Raw genomic sequence first — 15,724 nt, 5'->3', positions numbered from 1 at the left:
GTTATCCGATATCAGCCTCCTGCTTTAACTTTTCAGGGACTAACAACACAATGCTTTCACCATCGGTATCAATAATCTGTAACGCTTTCAGATCATGTAAAATACGATTAATACTACGGGTCGTCGCCGCCAGCTCCTCGCTGAGGTTTAGCTTATCCAGCAAAATTTCATTCGTGCCATCTTGTTGATAACGCAGCCATAACGCCTGGCACACTCGCTGATACAGCGAGTAAAGATTGTCGCTGCTGGCCTTTTTCGACAGCTGGTAATATTGCTGACTAAAGAAGCGCAGCATCCGCTGGTTAAAATGGTTATCTAACGCCAGCCAGCGGCTGAAGTATTCCTGCGATAAGCTCAGAAGCTGCACATGTCCTACCGCCACTACCGAACAGATGTAATGGCGCGACTCAAAAATCTCGAGTTCGCCCAGCATATCGCCTTTCCGGTAGCGGGCTTGACGATAACGACGTCCATCTTCAGCCTCATAGAAAACATCGACTTCACCGGCAATAATCAGCGAAAAACGCTGACATATTTCCCCCTGCCGACAGATAAAGGCACCGCGTTGGATCTCTTCAAAACGCCAGCGCTGCATGATGTCCAGAGGGCAATATTTCAATAATTCATAGAGCTGTGGATCGCGAACAATATCACCCAGCCCGGTAAGCCATCCGACTGAAAATTCAGTTTTTTTCATTGTATCCATGATATCTCGCTCCATGGCTGTAGGGACAGGACGGAGGTCCCCGGCAAAAGGGAATGCGGCAGAGAAAATGTCGCTCATCTCCCGTTTCCATACATCAGGCGAGACATCTGTCCCGCGATGGCGAAGAGTATATGTCCACGACTAAGACGGGTGATAAAGTAATGGGACATCTTTGAGACATGAGAACAAAATAATGGCTAAGAGCGCGGCAGCCCTACATATCCTGGTAAAAGAAGAGAAATTAGCTCTGGAGATCCTGAGCAAGCTGGATCGCGGTATTAGCTTCGATCATTTGGCAAAACGCTATTCTCGCTGCCCCTCTGGGCGCAACGGAGGCGATCTGGGCGAGTTCAAACAGGGGATGATGGTGGGACCATTTGATGCCGCTGTGTTTAGCTGCCCACTGCTTAAACCTTACGGGCCTGTAAAAACCAAATTTGGCTACCACATCATCAAAGTGCTGTATCGACGGTAAGCCATGCTAAAATCGCGAGCCTTACAGACCCCCTTTTGAAGGCACGATCATGGCAAAAACAGCAGCAGCAGTGCATATCCTTGTTAAAGAAGAGAAACTGGCACTGGATCTTCTGGAACAGATTAAAAACGGCGCCGACTTCGGCAAACTGGCGAAGAAACACTCCATCTGCCCATCAGGCAAACGCGGCGGTGATTTAGGCGAATTCCGTCAGGGCCAGATGGTTCCGGCGTTCGATAAAGTGGTCTTTTCCTGCCCTGTGCTGGAGCCAACCGGCCCGCTGCACACTCAGTTCGGTTACCACATCATTAAAGTGCTGTACCGTAACTAATAGAAAGCCCGGTGTTTAAACACCGGGCTTTTTTTGCCGGATAGCGCTTCGCTTATCCGGCCTACGAAGCGCTGTTGATATGCCATTCCTCTATGAGGAATTATCCTGCGACCGCAATGCGCTTCATATCGGTCATGTAGCCACGCAGTTTCTGGCCCACTTTCTCGATAGCATGGCCGCGAATCGCATCGTTCACGTCACGCAGCTGCGCGTTGTCTACCGCGCCTTCAGCAATCGCTTTGCCCAGGTCGCCGGTCTGCAGGGTGGTCATGAACTCTTTCAGCAGCGGTACGCAAGCGTAAGAGAACAGGTAGTTGCCGTATTCTGCGGTATCAGAGATAACCACGTTCATTTCGTACAGACGCTTACGGGCAATGGTGTTGGCGATCAGCGGCAGTTCGTGCAGTGATTCGTAGTAAGCAGATTCTTCGATGATGCCGGAATCCACCATGGTTTCGAACGCCAGCTCAACGCCCGCTTTCACCATCGCAATCATCAGAACGCCTTTATCAAAGTATTCCTGCTCGCCGATTTTACCGTCGAACTGGGCAGCGGTTTCGAACGCGGTTTTGCCGGTCTCTTCACGCCAGGTCAGCAGTTTCTTATCGTCGTTGGCCCAGTCAGCCATCATGCCGGAAGAGAATTCACCGGAGATGATGTCATCCATGTGTTTCTGGAACAGCGGCGCCATGATCTCTTTCAACTGTTCGGACAGCGCGTAAGCACGCAGTTTCGCCGGGTTAGACAGACGGTCCATCATCAGAGTGATGCCGCCCTGCTTCAGCGCTTCGGTGATGGTTTCCCAGCCGAACTGAATCAGTTTTTCAGCATATGCCGGGTCAGTACCCTCTTCCACCAGCTTATCGAAGCACAGCAGAGAACCGGCCTGCAGCATACCGCACAGGATAGTCTGCTCACCCATCAGGTCAGATTTCACTTCCGCAACGAAGGAGGACTCCAGTACGCCAGCACGGTGACCGCCGGTGGCCGCAGCCCAGGCTTTAGCAATCGCCATGCCTTCGCCTTTCGGATCATTTTCCGGGTGAACGGCGATCAGCGTAGGTACGCCGAAACCACGTTTGTACTCTTCACGAACTTCAGTACCCGGGCATTTCGGTGCCACCATCACAACGGTGATGTCTTTACGGATCTGCTCGCCCACTTCCACGATGTTGAAGCCGTGGGAGTAACCCAGCGCTGCACCGTCTTTCATCAGCGGCTGTACAGAACGCACAACGTCGGAGTGCTGCTTGTCCGGCGTCAGGTTAACCACCAGATCAGCCTGCGGGATCAGCTCTTCGTAGGTACCCACTTTGAAGCCGTTTTCGGTCGCTTTACGCCAGGAAGCACGCTTCTCAGCAATGGCTTCTTTACGCAGTGCGTAGGAGATATCCAGACCGGAGTCACGCATGTTCAGGCCCTGGTTCAGACCCTGGGCGCCACAGCCGACGATGACCACTTTTTTACCCTGAAGGTAGCTCGCACCATCGGCGAATTCGTCGCGACCCATAAAGCGACATTTACCCAGCTGTGCCAGCTGCTGGCGCAGGTTCAGTGTATTAAAGTAGTTAGCCATGATGGTGTACTCCGTGATGTTGTGTTGTGGTGCTTATTATTCGGTTCGCAGATTTGTATTTGCGAGATTGAATCCACATTACAACAGGAAATTTATTGCGGAAATTGATATATTCACAACGTCACATTGCAATTTATGCAACGTAGAAAATCGGAGGCTCGTCTGTGGATTTACGCGATCTGAAAATGTTCCTGCATTTGGCTGAAAGTCGTCACTTTGGTCGCAGCGCGCGGGCAATGCACGTCAGCCCATCCACGCTTTCCCGACAGATTCAGCGCCTCGAAGAAGACCTCGGCCAGCCGCTGTTTGTGCGCGATAACCGCACGGTTACACTGACCGAAGCAGGTGAAGAGCTGCGCGTGTTTGCCCAACAGACGCTGTTGCAGTACCAGCAGTTACGCCACACCCTAGATCAACAAGGGCCGTCGCTGTCGGGCGAACTGCATATCTTCTGTTCGGTAACTGCCGCCTACAGCCATCTGCCGCCAATCCTTGACCGTTTCCGCGCCGAGCATCCGTCAGTGGAAATTAAGCTCACCACCGGCGACGCCGCCGATGCGATGGATAAAGTTGTCACTGGTGAAGCCGATCTGGCAATTGCCGGTAAGCCCGAAACGCTGCCTGGCGCGGTGGCGTTCTCGATGCTGGAGAATCTGACGGTTGTGTTGATCGCTCCGGCGCTGCCCTGCCCGGTGCGAAATCAGGTATCGGTCGATAAGCCGGACTGGTCGACGGTGCCGTTTATCATGGCCGATCAGGGTCCGGTACGCCGCCGTATCGAGCTGTGGTTCCGCCGTCACAAAATCAGCAACCCATCAATTTACGCCACGGTGGGTGGCCACGAAGCGATGGTCTCAATGGTGGCGCTGGGCTGCGGCGTAGCTCTGCTGCCGGAAGTGGTGCTAGAAAACAGCCCGGAGCCGGTGCGTAATCGCGTGATGATTTTAGAGCGCAGTGACGAAAAAACACCGTTCGAGCTTGGCGTCTGCGCGCCGAAAAAGCGACTGCATGAACCGCTGATCGACGCGTTTTGGAAGATTGTTCTGGAACGTAAATCCGCAGAGTAGCGCCAGCGTCAGGTCTAAAATCAGTGGTAGATTCAGTATTGGCGCTCCTTTTCTGTATAATGTCGTGATCCATTGTAGTGGGGGGCTTGTTAACCATCGCGTTAAGCAGGCCAGAACAGACGGTGTCATTGCGCACTTGACAGCGAAAATACAAACTTAATTAGCCATCATTATGATAATCAAACCAAAAATTCGTGGATTCATCTGTACAACGACCCATCCGACTGGCTGCAAAGTCAACGTGGAAAAGCAGATCGAGTATGTTAAGCAGAACGGGAAAATCGAGAACGGCCCGTCTCGCGTGCTGGTGATCGGTGCTTCCACCGGTTACGGTCTGGCTTCCAGAATTTCCGCCGCCTTTGGCAGCGGTGCCGCCACTATCGGCGTATTTTTCGAAAAACCGGGCACGGATACCAAACCAGGTTCCGCAGGCTGGTATAACTCTGCAGCTTTCGACGAAGCGGCCAAGCGTGAAGGTCTGTACTCCAAAAGCATCAACGGCGATGCGTTCTCTGACGAATGCCGTGATGAAGTGATCAAACTGATCAAAGAAGACCTGGGTCAGATTGACCTGGTGGTTTACTCACTGGCTTCCCCAGTGCGTAAAATGCCGAAAACCGGTGAAATCGTCCGTTCAGCGCTGAAGCCAATCGGTGAGGTTTACACCTCTAAAGCGATCGATACCAACAAAGATCAGATCATCACCGCCAGCATTGAGCCGGCAACCGAAGAAGAAGTTCAGAACACCGTCACCGTCATGGGCGGCGAAGACTGGGAACTGTGGATGGGCGCGCTGAGCGAAGCGGGCGTGCTGGCTGATGGCGTGAAAACCGTAGCCTACTCCTACATCGGTACCGACCTGACCTGGCCAATCTACTGGCACGGCGCGCTGGGCAAAGCGAAAGAAGACCTCGATCGCGCGGCGGGAGAACTGCGTAACCAGCTGGCACCGCTGAACGGTTCCGCTAACGTTGCCGTACTGAAGTCCGTCATCACCCAGGCATCTTCTGCGATTCCGGTAATGCCACTGTACATCTCCATGGTCTTCAAGCTGATGAAAGCGCAGGGGATTCACGAAGGTTGTATTGAGCAGATCAACCGTCTGATGACCACCAGCCTGTACGGCGATAAAGTGGCGCTTGATGACAACCAGCGTATCCGTATGGATGACTGGGAACTGCGTGACGACATTCAGCAGGCATGTCGCGATCTGTGGCCGCTGATCACTACCGAAAACCTGGCGCAAGAAACTGACTATGCAGGATACAAGCAGGAATTCCTGAACCTGTTCGGTTTTGCCCTCGACGGTGTGGATTACGATGCTGACGTGAATACCGAAGTCGAATTCGACGTTATCACGCTGTAATCTGCTGATACAGTAGCAAAAAGGGTTCATGTTTTTACATGAACCCTTTTTTAATGGCTGTCGTTAACCCGCCAGGAAGAACCTGAACGCCGGGTTATGTGTTTCATCATGACAGTCATAACCCAGTTCATTCAGCCGCGTTTCGAAATCAGGCTCGTGTTCACCCAACTCAAACGCCGCCAGCACACGACCATAGTCAGTGCCGTGACTGCGATAGTGGAACAATGAAATATTCCAGTGCGTCCCCAGGGTATGCAGGAATTTGAGCAACGCCCCCGGCGACTCCGGAAATTCGAAGCTATAAAGACGTTCCTGTAAGGGTTTCGACGGACGTCCACCGACCATATAGCGTACGTGTAGCTTCGCCATCTCGTCATCAGACAGATCCACCACGCTATAGCCGCCCTCATTGAGCAGTTGCAGGATTTCCTTACGCTCTTCCAGCCCACGACTCAGACGTACGCCGACAAAAATGCAGGCGTCTTTCGCATCAGCAAAGCGGTAGTTAAACTCGGTCACCGAGCGCCCGCCCAGCAGTTGGCAAAACTTCAGGAAGCTGCCCTTTTCTTCCGGGATGGTCACGGCCAGCAAGGCTTCGCGCTGTTCCCCCAGCTCGCAACGTTCGGAAACGTAGCGCAGGCCGTGGAAGTTAACGTTAGCGCCGGAAAGAACATGCGCCAGACGCTCACCGCGAATATTATGCTGGGCGATGTATTTTTTCATCCCCGCCAGCGCCAGCGCCCCGGAAGGCTCCGCCACCGCGCGTACATCTTCGAACAGGTCTTTCATTGCCGCGCAAATAGCATCGCTATCCACGGTAATAATATCGTCGAGGTATTCCTGGCACAGACGGAAGGTTTCATCGCCAATACGTTTCACCGCCACGCCTTCGGCAAAGAGACCCACTCGCGGCAGATCCACCGGATGACCGGCATCCAGCGCCGCTTTCAGACAGGCCGAATCTTCCGCTTCCACGGCAATCACTTTGATTTGCGGCATCAGCTGTTTAATTAGCACCGCAACACCTGCCGCTAATCCGCCACCACCAACTGGCACAAAGACGCGATCGAGATGCGCGTCCTGCTGGAGCAGCTCCAGCGCCAGCGTGCCCTGCCCGGCAATCACCATCGGATGATCGAACGGCGGCACCCAGGTAAACCCCTGCTGCTGCGACAATTCAATCGCTTTGGCTTTGGCTTCATCAAAGTTCGCGCCGTGCAGCAGCACTTCTCCGCCGAAGCCGCGAACGGCGTCGACTTTGATATCGGCGGTAGCCGTTGGCATGACAATCAGCGCCTTCACGCCTAATCGCGCAGAAGAGAACGCGACGCCCTGAGCATGATTACCAGCCGATGCGGTAATGACGCCATGCGCTTTTTGCTCTTCGGTCAAGCCCGCCATCATGGCATAGGCACCGCGTAGCTTGAAGCTGTGAACAGGTTGACGGTCTTCGCGCTTCACCAGAATGACATTGTCGAGGCGCGAAGAGAGTTTTTCCATTTTCTGTAGCGGCGTTACCTGTGCCGCTTCGTATACCGGCGCACGCAGTACCGCTCTGAGATACTCGGCGCCCTCAGGAGCGCCGGATAGAGGTTGTGAATCCGCCATGGTCATTATCCCCCGAGCTTCGACTTATCGCGCACCGCACCTTTGTCGGCACTGGTTGCCAGGCTGGCGTAGGCGCGCAGTGCAAAGGAGACCTGACGCTGACGATCTTTTGGCGTCCAGGCTTTGTCACCGCGAGCTTCCTGCGCTTCACGGCGCGCAGCGATTTCCGCATCACTCAGTTGCAATTGAATGCCACGATTCGGGATATCGATGGCAATCATGTCACCATCTTCGATAATCGCGATATTACCGCCGCTGGCCGCTTCCGGAGAAACGTGACCAATGGAAAGCCCCGAAGTACCGCCGGAGAAACGACCATCGGTAATCAGCGCGCAAGCCTTACCGAGGCCCATCGATTTCAGGAAGGTGGTTGGGTAGAGCATTTCCTGCATGCCTGGCCCACCTTTCGGCCCTTCGTAGCGAATGACAACCACGTCGCCAGCCACCACTTTACCGCCGAGGATGGCTTCAACTGCATCGTCCTGGCTTTCATACACTTTTGCCGGGCCGGTGAATTTCAGGATGCTGTCATCCACGCCTGCGGTTTTTACAATACAGCCGTTTTCCGCGAAGTTACCGTACAGAACTGCCAGACCGCCGTCTTTGCTGTAAGCATGTTCCAGCGAGCGGATGCAGCCTTCAGCGCGGTCGTCATCCAGCGTATCCCAACGACAATCCTGTGAGAATGCCTGGGTAGTACGAATGCCGGCCGGGCCAGCACGGAACATTTTTTTCACCGCGTCGTCTTTGGTCAACATCACGTCATACCGATCGAGCGTTTGCGGCAGAGTCAGCCCCAGCACGTTTTTCACGTCGCGGTTCAGCAGTCCAGCACGATCCAGTTCGCCTAAAATACCCAGTACGCCACCTGCGCGGTGCACGTCTTCCATATGGTATTTCTGCGTGCTCGGCGCCACTTTACACAGCTGCGGGACTTTGCGGGACAGCTTGTCGATATCACTCATGGTGAAGTCGATTTCCGCTTCCTGCGCGGCTGCCAGCAGGTGCAGAACGGTATTGGTGGAGCCGCCCATGGCGATATCCAGCGTCATGGCGTTCTCAAACGCTGCCTTGCTGGCAATGTTGCGCGGCAGGGCGGAGGCATCATCCTGCTCGTAATAGCGTTTGGTCAGCTCGACGATGCGCTTACCTGCGTTGAGGAACAGTTCTTTACGGTCGGCGTGAGTCGCCAGCAGTGAACCGTTACCCGGCTGCGACAGGCCCAGCGCTTCAGTCAGGCAGTTCATCGAGTTAGCGGTGAACATACCGGAACAGGAGCCGCAGGTCGGACAGGCGGAACGTTCAACCTGCTCGCTTTGTGAGTCGGAAACTTTCGGGTCAGCACCCTGAATCATCGCATCAACCAGGTCGAGCTTGATGATTTGGTCAGAGAGCTTGGTTTTCCCGGCTTCCATCGGACCGCCGGAAACAAAGATCACCGGAATATTCAGGCGCAAAGAGGCCATTAACATCCCGGGGGTGATTTTGTCGCAGTTGGAGATGCAGACCATCGCATCGGCGCAGTGGGCGTTAACCATGTACTCAACGGAGTCAGCGATCAGCTCACGCGACGGCAGTGAATACAGCATGCCGCCATGACCCATGGCGATACCATCATCCACAGCAATGGTGTTGAACTCTTTCGCCACGCCGCCTGAGGCTTCGATTTGTTCGGCAACCAGCTTACCGAGATCGCGCAGGTGGACGTGACCCGGCACAAACTGGGTAAAGGAGTTCACCACAGCGATAATCGGTTTACCGAAGTCATCATCGGTCATCCCGGTGGCGCGCCACAATGCGCGGGCACCCGCCATATTGCGGCCGTGGGTGGTGGTAGCAGAACGATACTTAGGCATGCTTGATTAACTCCCGTCTGTCTTTCCCCTGCATACTTCACGCCGCAGGTGCGTTGGCCGCCTCGCTCACCCCAGTCACTTACTACAGTAAGCTCCTGGGACTTGCTGCGTTGCCGTCTTCCTGCAACGTGAATTATTTTGGGGAAATATTAATTTTTTTATTGGTTTACTGAATCCAACCAGCCGTATTTATCTTCCGTTTCACCGGTGAAGAGGCCAAAGAAGGCCTGCTGGATGCGTTTGGTGACCGGACCGCAGCGGCCTTCGCCCACCTGGATACCATCGACACTGCGTACTGGGGTGATTTCGGCCGCGGTACCGGACATGAACACTTCGTCAGCCAGGTACAGTGATTCACGGGACAACACCTGCTCACGTACTTCGATATCGAGATCTTTCGCCAGCTTAATGATCGCGTCACGGGTAATACCCGGCAGTGCAGAAGAGGTAAACGGCGGGGTAAACAGAATGCCGTCTTTTACTTCAAACAGGTTTTCGCCCGCACCTTCGGAGATGTAGCCATTCACGTCCAGCGCAATGCCTTCCTGATAGCCATGACGACGCGCTTCGCTACCCACCAGCAGCGAAGACAGATAGTTACCGCCCGCTTTAGCAGCAGTAGGGATGGTGTTCGGCGCAACGCGGTTCCAGGAAGAAACCATCGCGTCGATCCCCTGCTCCAGTGCTTCAGCACCGAGGTAAGCGCCCCACGGGAACGCGGCGATGATCACGTCAGTGGTGTATCCCGCTGGCGGGTTAACGCCCATCCCCACGTCGCCAACAAACACCAGCGGACGGATATAGGCGCTGGTCAGATTGTTTTTACGAATCACCTCGCGGCAAGCTTCCATCAGCTCATCAACGCTCTGAGAAACCGGAAAACGATAGATCTTGGCTGAATCACGCAGACGCTGCATATGTTCGCGATGACGGAACACCACCGGCCCTTTGTGAGAATCGTAGCAACGGATGCCTTCAAATACAGAAGTACCGTAATGCAGCGCGTGGGACATCACGTGAACCTTCGCGTCTTCCCAACGAATCATCTCGCCATTAGACCAAATGTAATCAGCTTTTTTCGTCGTCATTTTTCTTCCTTTTGCGCTCAGGCGCGGATTTGTTGTGATGTGGTTGTGCTCTGGCAGATAGCAACATGTGCAACGTCTACCAGTTTACTTAACTGACTAAACAGTAAGTCGACCGACCGGGGGCTGGCAACGGTCAATTCGATATTTATATTTTGCGCATCGCTGGCGGCTTCCATATTCATGGAGCACACCTGAAAACCACGATGGCGTACCACGCGTAAAACACGTTCTAACGTTTCCGGATTGAAACGAGCCTCAACGGCGACCTGATGTTGCATCATGATAATTTCTCCAGCATTTCTGAGTTACTGGCACCTGGCGGTACCAGAGGCCAGACATTCTCAAGTTCGTCGATTGAGACATGAAGCAGGTATGGCCCCTCGCTGTTCAGCATGGTGTCGAGTGCCGCTTCAACCTGGTCTTTACGGGTGATGTGTTGACCTGGTATGCCGAAGGCGCTGGCCAACATGAGGAAATCGGGGTTATCGGTAAGGGTGGTTTCGCTATAACGTTCCTGGAAAAACAGCTGCTGCCATTGTCGCACCATGCCTAACCGCTGGTTGTCGAGTAAGACTATTTTCAGCGGCAACTGCTTGCGTTTTACGGTGCCCAGTTCCTGTACATTCATCATGAAGGAACCGTCACCGGAGATACAGATTACCGTATCGTTCGGGCGAGCAACCTGCGCGCCAACAGCTGCTGGCAGGCCAAAGCCCATCGTACCCAGGCCGCTCGAGGTGATGAAATTTTCCGGGCGGGTGTAGGTCATATGCTGCGCCGACCACATCTGATGCTGACCAACATCCGTTGTCACTACGCTGTCTGCGGGTTTGCGATCGGACAACTGCTTCAACAACAGTGGCGCGTAGATAGCCTCACCGGGATGATCATAGCGCCAGGTATGCTCTGTGCGCAGTTCAGCGCTATGCTGACGCCATGCGTCAATCTTCAGAGATTGCTGCAATGCCGGCAGCAGAGAATTTAAATCACCCTGCAGGGCGACGTGCGCCTGGCGCAGCTTGTTCATTTCCGCCGGGTCGATATCCATGTGGATCACGCTGGCGTTCGGCGCGAAGGTATTCAGCTTGCCGGTCACCCGGTCATCAAAACGCGCACCCACTGCAATCAGTAAATCACATTCTTGCACCGCGAAATTTGCCGCTTTAGTGCCATGCATTCCCAACATACCCAAATAGTATGGGTAGTCAGCTTCTACTGCACCCAGCCCCTTCAACGTGCAGGCGACCGGCATTTGGGTTACCGCGATAAATTCACGCAGGGCCGGGACCGCCTGCGCCATACCAACGCCGCCACCGACGTACAGGATCGGTTTTTGCGCCTGCGCCAGCATTTTACGCGCCTGCTCAACGTCAGCGTGCGGGAAAACCTCTAGGTTTTCGACGGTCGTAAAATACGGCTCCAGCGTACCGCTGGCCAGCTGGATATCTTTCGGGATATCAACCAAAACCGGACCCGGACGACCGGAGTTCGCCACAGCGAAAGCCTCTGCCATGATGCGCGGCAGCTCTTCCAGTGACTGCACCAGGAAACTGTGTTTGGTGCAGGACAAAGACATACCCAGAACGTCCACTTCCTGAAACGCATCCGTTCCGATGAAAGGTGAGGCCACCTGACCGGTGATCGCCACCACAGGAACAGAATCTAACAGCGCATCGGCAAGTCCGGTGATCAGGTTGGTAGCGCCAGGACCTGAAGTGGCGATACACACGCCGGTTTTACCGGTCGCACGGGCATAGCCAATTGCCGCCATTGCCGCGCCCTGCTCGTGTCGGCACAACAGGTGTTCTACGCCGCCGTCATACAACGCATCGTAAACCGGCATAATTGCGCCACCAGGATAACCAAAGACGGTTTGAACCCCTTGTGCACGCAACGCATGTACCACCCACTGTGCCCCATTCATAGTTACATCCCCGCCGTAAATCTTGAGAAACAGAATTTTATGCTACCGTTCACTTTCTGCTCCTCATGTATGTTTTTAAGGTCAAAAAAAACCCCCGGACCTTTCGGTGCGGGGGTCTTAGTTCGTTAAGGCTTGTTTTCTAAGCCTTTCCTCGTCCAAGTGCAGCCCCGCACGGTGGGATAATAATCACCACCACGCTAATCACGACCAGGCTAATCACTCGTAGAAGGGCTGTCATTTTTGTATTTTCTTGCATCTTGTTCGAAGGAATACCTAAAGAGTTACCATAGAATTTGCAAATGACACAAGATATTTTTTTATTCGTTTTTCTGACGCCGTTAACGGTTTAGATAAATATCGTTGTTTTTTATACAAAAAATCAAAAGTGAAAATATTTCACGTTTCAGGTGATTCTCGGCAACCCGTTTCCTACTAAAAACGTTATTCAAAAGCGTTTGCGAGCGCTATTCCAGGCTTTATGCAAGCAGTATTGAGCTACATAAAAACACAGGAATAAGCCTCTAAAAACCGTAATTATGTGAAATCTTGCCGCGATGTATTGCGACATAATGCTTTCATCAGGAGGGCTTATGTCACTATCGATTGTTCACACACGCGCTGCGCTGGGCGTGAATGCGCCAGCCATTACCATCGAGGTACATATCAGCAATGGTTTGCCTGGTTTAACCATGGTGGGATTACCCGAAACAACGGTAAAAGAGGCTCGCGATCGAGTTCGCAGTGCGATTATTAATAGCGGTTATGAATTCCCGGCGAAGAAGATAACCATAAACCTCGCTCCGGCCGATCTCCCGAAAGAAGGGGGACGATATGATTTACCTATCGCAGTTGCGCTTCTGGCAGCGTCTGAGCAGCTTACAACCCATAACCTCGATACATATGAGCTGGTAGGCGAATTAGCGCTTACAGGCGCGTTACGCGGCGTTCCCGGTGCGATATCAAGTGCAACTGAAGCTATTCGCGCAGGCAGGAGAATTATTGTCGCAAAAGAGAATGCAGCTGAAGTGGGACTGATACACGGTGAAGGGTGCCTGATAGCCGATCATCTACAGGCCGTATGCGCATTTCTCGAAGGTAAGCATGATTTAGACAGACCATCATCTGCAGATTTTACCCCCTGCGCATTAGCAGATGATCTGAGCGATGTTATCGGCCAGGAACAGGGTAAACGCGGACTGGAACTTACCGCAGCTGGCGGTCATAACCTCTTACTCATCGGGCCGCCGGGAACGGGTAAGACCATGCTGGCCAGTCGCCTGAGAGGATTGCTTCCGCCACTGAGTAATGATGAGGCACTGGAAAGCGCCGCGATTCTAAGTCTGGTCAATTCCGACACGCTACAAAAACAGTGGAAACAACGCCCTTTTCGTTCGCCGCATCACAGTGCTTCATTAACTGCCATGGTCGGTGGCGGCTCTATTCCTGCGCCAGGCGAGATATCTCTGGCGCATAACGGCATACTGTTTCTGGATGAGCTTCCCGAGTTTGAGCGGCACACGCTGGATGCACTGCGAGAGCCCATTGAGTCCGGGCAGATTCATTTATCCCGTACTCGGGCAAAAATAACTTACCCCGCGCGTTTTCAGCTTATTGCTGCCATGAATCCCAGCCCAACAGGACATTATCAGGGGAACCATAACCGCTGTACCCCAGAGCAGACGCTACGCTACCTCAATCGATTATCAGGTCCATTTCTTGACCGCTTCGATCTCTCCCTCGAAATCCCCTTACCGCCGCCCGGCATACTCAGCCAGAGCCAGGTAAAAGGGGAAGATAGCGCAACGGTGAAGCAACGCGTTATGGCAGCACGAGAGCGTCAGTATCAGCGGCAGAATAAGTTAAATGCGCACCTGGACAGTCAGGATATCCATAAATACTGTCCACTGCGTAGCGACGATGCGCAGTGGCTTGAAGAAACGCTCGCGCATCTCGGATTATCCATCCGCGCCTGGTTACGCCTGATAAAGGTCGCTCGAACGATCGCGGATATAGAACAATCTGACCATATCTCTCGCCAGCACTTACAGGAGGCTGTTGGGTATCGGGCGATAGACAGATTACTCATTCATTTGCAGAAACTACTGGCATAAAAAAAGGGCTTTCGCCCTTTTTTATTAATCATCAGATTCGGTGTAGTCTTCCGCACCTTCCACCTGAGGTTTCCCGCCAGACAGCGTGTGGAAGCGTTTTGGACGCTTAATGCGCGTCATGTATTTGGACCACACACGTTCAGCTTCGGTAACCGGTTCACGCTCACCACGGCATACCGCAACAAACAGTTTTTCTTCTTCCGTTACCGGCTCACGCTTGCCCAGATCCAGCTCGTTGAAAGCATAACCGTGACGCTCAAGCAGTTGTGCTTCTTTAATGGTGAAATCACCATGACGGGAGAATCCGCGGGGATAATATTTATTATCGAAATATCGATTAGTCGTCGTAAAGCTTTCCGCCATCCTGCACGCTCCTAATTCTTTGGCCGAGCTATTTATGGCGCGGAGTATTAGTTACGCTTGACAGAGCGTCAAACAAAAGATTTAAATCATAACGACAAATAATTTTATGGAGCGAGTTGTGGATACGGAATTGTTAAAAACTTTCCTGGAAGTTAGCCGGACACGCCACTTTGGCAGGGCTGCTGAAGCGCTCTATCTGACCCAATCAGCGGTTAGTTTTCGGATAAGACAACTGGAAAATCAATTGGGTGTAAACCTGTTCACCCGACACAGAAACAATATCCGTTTAACCGCTGCAGGTGAAAAATTATTACCTTACGCTGAAACGCTGATGAATACGTGGCAAGCAGCACGTAAGGAGGTTGCGAATACCTCGCGGCATAACGAGTTTTCTATTGGTGCCAGCGCATCCCTCTGGGAATGCATGCTTAATGGCTGGCTGGGGCGTTTGTACCAATCCCAGGAGCCACAATCCAGCCTACAATTTGAAGCGAGGATCGCGCAGCGACAGTCGTTAGTAAAACAGCTTCATGAACGACAGCTTGATCTATTGATTACTACCGAAACGCCCAAAATGGACGAATTTAGCAGCCAACTGTTGGGATATTTCACGCTGGCGCTCTATTGCAGTTCTCCTTCACAAACCAAAGATGAACTGAATTATCTGCGTCTGGAATGGGGACCTGACTTTCAGCAACACGAGGCTGGATTGATTGCGGGAGATGAAGTGCCGGTACTTACCACCAGTTCGGCAGAATTAGCCAGGCAGCAACTTTCAGTCCTCAAAGGTTTTAGCTGGCTACCGGTCAGCTGGGCTAAAGGTAAAAGCGATCTCCATACGGTTACTGACAGTACAACGCTTTCACGCCCGTTATATGCAGTTTGGCTGCAAAATAGCGATAAACATGCGCTGATTTGCGATCTGCTGAGAACGAATATTCTGGAAGATTAAGGAAAACGCTGGCAAGGATGCCGGGAGTAAAATAGAAAGAAGGAAAAACTCAAATTACAGGTAAAAAAAAATCCTTAGCAATAATGCTAAGGATTGTTTCTGGCAGGGGCGGAGAGACTCGAACTCGCGACACCCGGTTTTGGAGACCGGTGCTCTACCAACTGAGCTACGCCCCTAAATCTTCTTATCATTAAGCCTGCTTAGTAGCAGGCTTAATTTTCTAATAAGTGGCGGAACGGACGGGACTCGAACCCGCGACCCCCTGCGTGACAGGCAGGTATTCTAACCAACTGAACTACCG

15 protein-coding genes and 1 tRNA gene are annotated in these 15,724 nt (G+C 52.8%); 6 read left to right on the top strand and 10 right to left on the bottom strand.

The window, feature by feature from the left end:
• Position 1 precedes the first annotated feature (1 nt).
• Positions 2 to 706 carry a Crp/Fnr family transcriptional regulator gene (locus tag OGY10_RS00360; protein ID WP_048227558.1) on the bottom strand — a complete coding sequence of 235 codons (705 nt, stop codon included), beginning with the start codon at positions 704 to 706 and terminating at the stop codon, positions 2 to 4.
• 193 nt (positions 707 to 899) lie between these two features.
• On the opposite strand from OGY10_RS00360, the gene ppiC (OGY10_RS00355) reads away from it, so the two are divergent.
• Complete coding sequence (ppiC, locus tag OGY10_RS00355) at positions 900 to 1,181, top strand: peptidylprolyl isomerase PpiC (protein WP_038634595.1); 282 nt, start codon at positions 900 to 902, stop codon at positions 1,179 to 1,181.
• Positions 1,182 to 1,230: 49 nt separating this feature from the next.
• Positions 1,231 to 1,512, top strand: a complete 282-nt coding sequence (ppiC, locus tag OGY10_RS00350) for a peptidylprolyl isomerase PpiC (protein ID WP_003017999.1) — start codon at positions 1,231 to 1,233, stop codon at positions 1,510 to 1,512.
• 100 nt (positions 1,513 to 1,612) lie between these two features.
• Here ppiC (OGY10_RS00350) and ilvC read toward each other — a convergent pair whose 3' ends face one another.
• Positions 1,613 to 3,088 carry a ketol-acid reductoisomerase gene (gene ilvC, locus OGY10_RS00345; protein ID WP_003829020.1) on the bottom strand — a complete coding sequence of 492 codons (1,476 nt, stop codon included), beginning with the start codon at positions 3,086 to 3,088 and terminating at the stop codon, positions 1,613 to 1,615.
• A 164-nt stretch (positions 3,089 to 3,252) separates the two neighbouring features.
• Here ilvC and ilvY point away from each other — a divergent pair, with 164 nt between their 5' ends.
• Positions 3,253 to 4,155 (top strand): HTH-type transcriptional activator IlvY, encoded by a 903-nt coding sequence (gene ilvY / locus OGY10_RS00340; protein ID WP_003829023.1) that lies wholly within the window; start codon positions 3,253 to 3,255, stop codon positions 4,153 to 4,155.
• 172 nt (positions 4,156 to 4,327) lie between these two features.
• Positions 4,328 to 5,521 carry an enoyl-ACP reductase FabV gene (gene fabV / locus OGY10_RS00335; protein WP_008787067.1) on the top strand — a complete coding sequence of 398 codons (1,194 nt, stop codon included), beginning with the start codon at positions 4,328 to 4,330 and terminating at the stop codon, positions 5,519 to 5,521.
• A 63-nt stretch (positions 5,522 to 5,584) separates the two neighbouring features.
• Here fabV and ilvA read toward each other — a convergent pair whose 3' ends face one another.
• The 6 genes from ilvA to ilvL form a co-directional block, all read right to left on the bottom strand.
• A complete protein-coding gene (ilvA, locus tag OGY10_RS00330; protein WP_003018007.1) occupies positions 5,585 to 7,129 on the bottom strand; it encodes a threonine ammonia-lyase, biosynthetic in 1,545 nt (514 codons plus the stop codon).
• A gap of 5 nt (positions 7,130 to 7,134) precedes the next feature.
• Complete coding sequence (gene ilvD / locus OGY10_RS00325; protein ID WP_003829028.1) at positions 7,135 to 8,985, bottom strand: dihydroxy-acid dehydratase; 1,851 nt, start codon at positions 8,983 to 8,985, stop codon at positions 7,135 to 7,137.
• A gap of 158 nt (positions 8,986 to 9,143) precedes the next feature.
• Complete coding sequence (locus OGY10_RS00320) at positions 9,144 to 10,073, bottom strand: branched-chain amino acid transaminase (protein WP_003829030.1); 930 nt, start codon at positions 10,071 to 10,073, stop codon at positions 9,144 to 9,146.
• A 17-nt stretch (positions 10,074 to 10,090) separates the two neighbouring features.
• Complete coding sequence (gene ilvM / locus OGY10_RS00315) at positions 10,091 to 10,354, bottom strand: acetolactate synthase 2 small subunit (protein ID WP_003018017.1); 264 nt, start codon at positions 10,352 to 10,354, stop codon at positions 10,091 to 10,093.
• Entirely contained in the window at positions 10,351 to 11,997 is a 1,647-nt protein-coding gene (ilvG, locus tag OGY10_RS00310; RefSeq protein WP_103284535.1) for an acetolactate synthase 2 catalytic subunit, read from the bottom strand. Before ilvG ends, ilvM begins: the two co-directional genes overlap by 4 nt.
• 139 nt (positions 11,998 to 12,136) lie before the next feature.
• Positions 12,137 to 12,235 (bottom strand): ilv operon leader peptide, encoded by a 99-nt coding sequence (ilvL, locus tag OGY10_RS00305; protein WP_001311244.1) that lies wholly within the window; start codon positions 12,233 to 12,235, stop codon positions 12,137 to 12,139.
• 352 nt (positions 12,236 to 12,587) lie between these two features.
• On the opposite strand from ilvL, the gene OGY10_RS00300 reads away from it, so the two are divergent.
• Positions 12,588 to 14,108, top strand: coding sequence for a YifB family Mg chelatase-like AAA ATPase (locus OGY10_RS00300; protein WP_286576006.1), 1,521 nt, complete (start codon positions 12,588 to 12,590; stop codon positions 14,106 to 14,108).
• 24 nt (positions 14,109 to 14,132) lie between these two features.
• Here OGY10_RS00300 and maoP read toward each other — a convergent pair whose 3' ends face one another.
• Positions 14,133 to 14,471, bottom strand: coding sequence for a macrodomain Ori organization protein MaoP (maoP, locus tag OGY10_RS00295; protein WP_003018025.1), 339 nt, complete (start codon positions 14,469 to 14,471; stop codon positions 14,133 to 14,135).
• Between the two features lie 106 nt (positions 14,472 to 14,577).
• Here maoP and hdfR point away from each other — a divergent pair, with 106 nt between their 5' ends.
• Positions 14,578 to 15,423, top strand: a complete 846-nt coding sequence (gene hdfR, locus OGY10_RS00290; protein WP_008787063.1) for an HTH-type transcriptional regulator HdfR — start codon at positions 14,578 to 14,580, stop codon at positions 15,421 to 15,423.
• Positions 15,424 to 15,523: 100 nt separating this feature from the next.
• Here the strand turns inward: hdfR and OGY10_RS00285 are convergent.
• Positions 15,524 to 15,599: transfer RNA gene (locus OGY10_RS00285), tRNA-Trp, on the bottom strand.
• Between the last annotated feature and the right edge of the window lie 125 nt (positions 15,600 to 15,724).

The sequence above is a fragment of the Citrobacter sp. Cpo148 genome (assembly GCF_030332375.1).
Lineage (GTDB): Bacteria > Pseudomonadota > Gammaproteobacteria > Enterobacterales > Enterobacteriaceae > Citrobacter > Citrobacter portucalensis.
Note: the sequence above shows the minus strand (reverse complement) of the source record. Positions and strands in the feature narration are given on the sequence as shown.

Coding starts and splice junctions, on each gene's coding strand:
- ilvG (WP_103284535.1), bottom strand. CDS start 11,997: ATGAATGGGGCACAGTGGGTGGTACATGCGTTGCGTGCACAAGGGGTT.
- OGY10_RS00300 (WP_286576006.1), top strand. CDS start 12,588: ATGTCACTATCGATTGTTCACACACGCGCTGCGCTGGGCGTGAATGCG.
- fabV (WP_008787067.1), top strand. CDS start 4,328: ATGATAATCAAACCAAAAATTCGTGGATTCATCTGTACAACGACCCAT.
- ilvM (WP_003018017.1), bottom strand. CDS start 10,354: ATGATGCAACATCAGGTCGCCGTTGAGGCTCGTTTCAATCCGGAAACG.
- ppiC (WP_038634595.1), top strand. CDS start 900: ATGGCTAAGAGCGCGGCAGCCCTACATATCCTGGTAAAAGAAGAGAAA.
- hdfR (WP_008787063.1), top strand. CDS start 14,578: ATGGAGCGAGTTGTGGATACGGAATTGTTAAAAACTTTCCTGGAAGTT.
- ilvC (WP_003829020.1), bottom strand. CDS start 3,088: ATGGCTAACTACTTTAATACACTGAACCTGCGCCAGCAGCTGGCACAG.
- maoP (WP_003018025.1), bottom strand. CDS start 14,471: ATGGCGGAAAGCTTTACGACGACTAATCGATATTTCGATAATAAATAT.
- ilvD (WP_003829028.1), bottom strand. CDS start 8,985: ATGCCTAAGTATCGTTCTGCTACCACCACCCACGGCCGCAATATGGCG.
- OGY10_RS00320 (WP_003829030.1), bottom strand. CDS start 10,073: ATGACGACGAAAAAAGCTGATTACATTTGGTCTAATGGCGAGATGATT.
- ppiC (WP_003017999.1), top strand. CDS start 1,231: ATGGCAAAAACAGCAGCAGCAGTGCATATCCTTGTTAAAGAAGAGAAA.
- OGY10_RS00360 (WP_048227558.1), bottom strand. CDS start 706: ATGGATACAATGAAAAAAACTGAATTTTCAGTCGGATGGCTTACCGGG.
- ilvA (WP_003018007.1), bottom strand. CDS start 7,129: ATGGCGGATTCACAACCTCTATCCGGCGCTCCTGAGGGCGCCGAGTAT.
- ilvL (WP_001311244.1), bottom strand. CDS start 12,235: ATGACAGCCCTTCTACGAGTGATTAGCCTGGTCGTGATTAGCGTGGTG.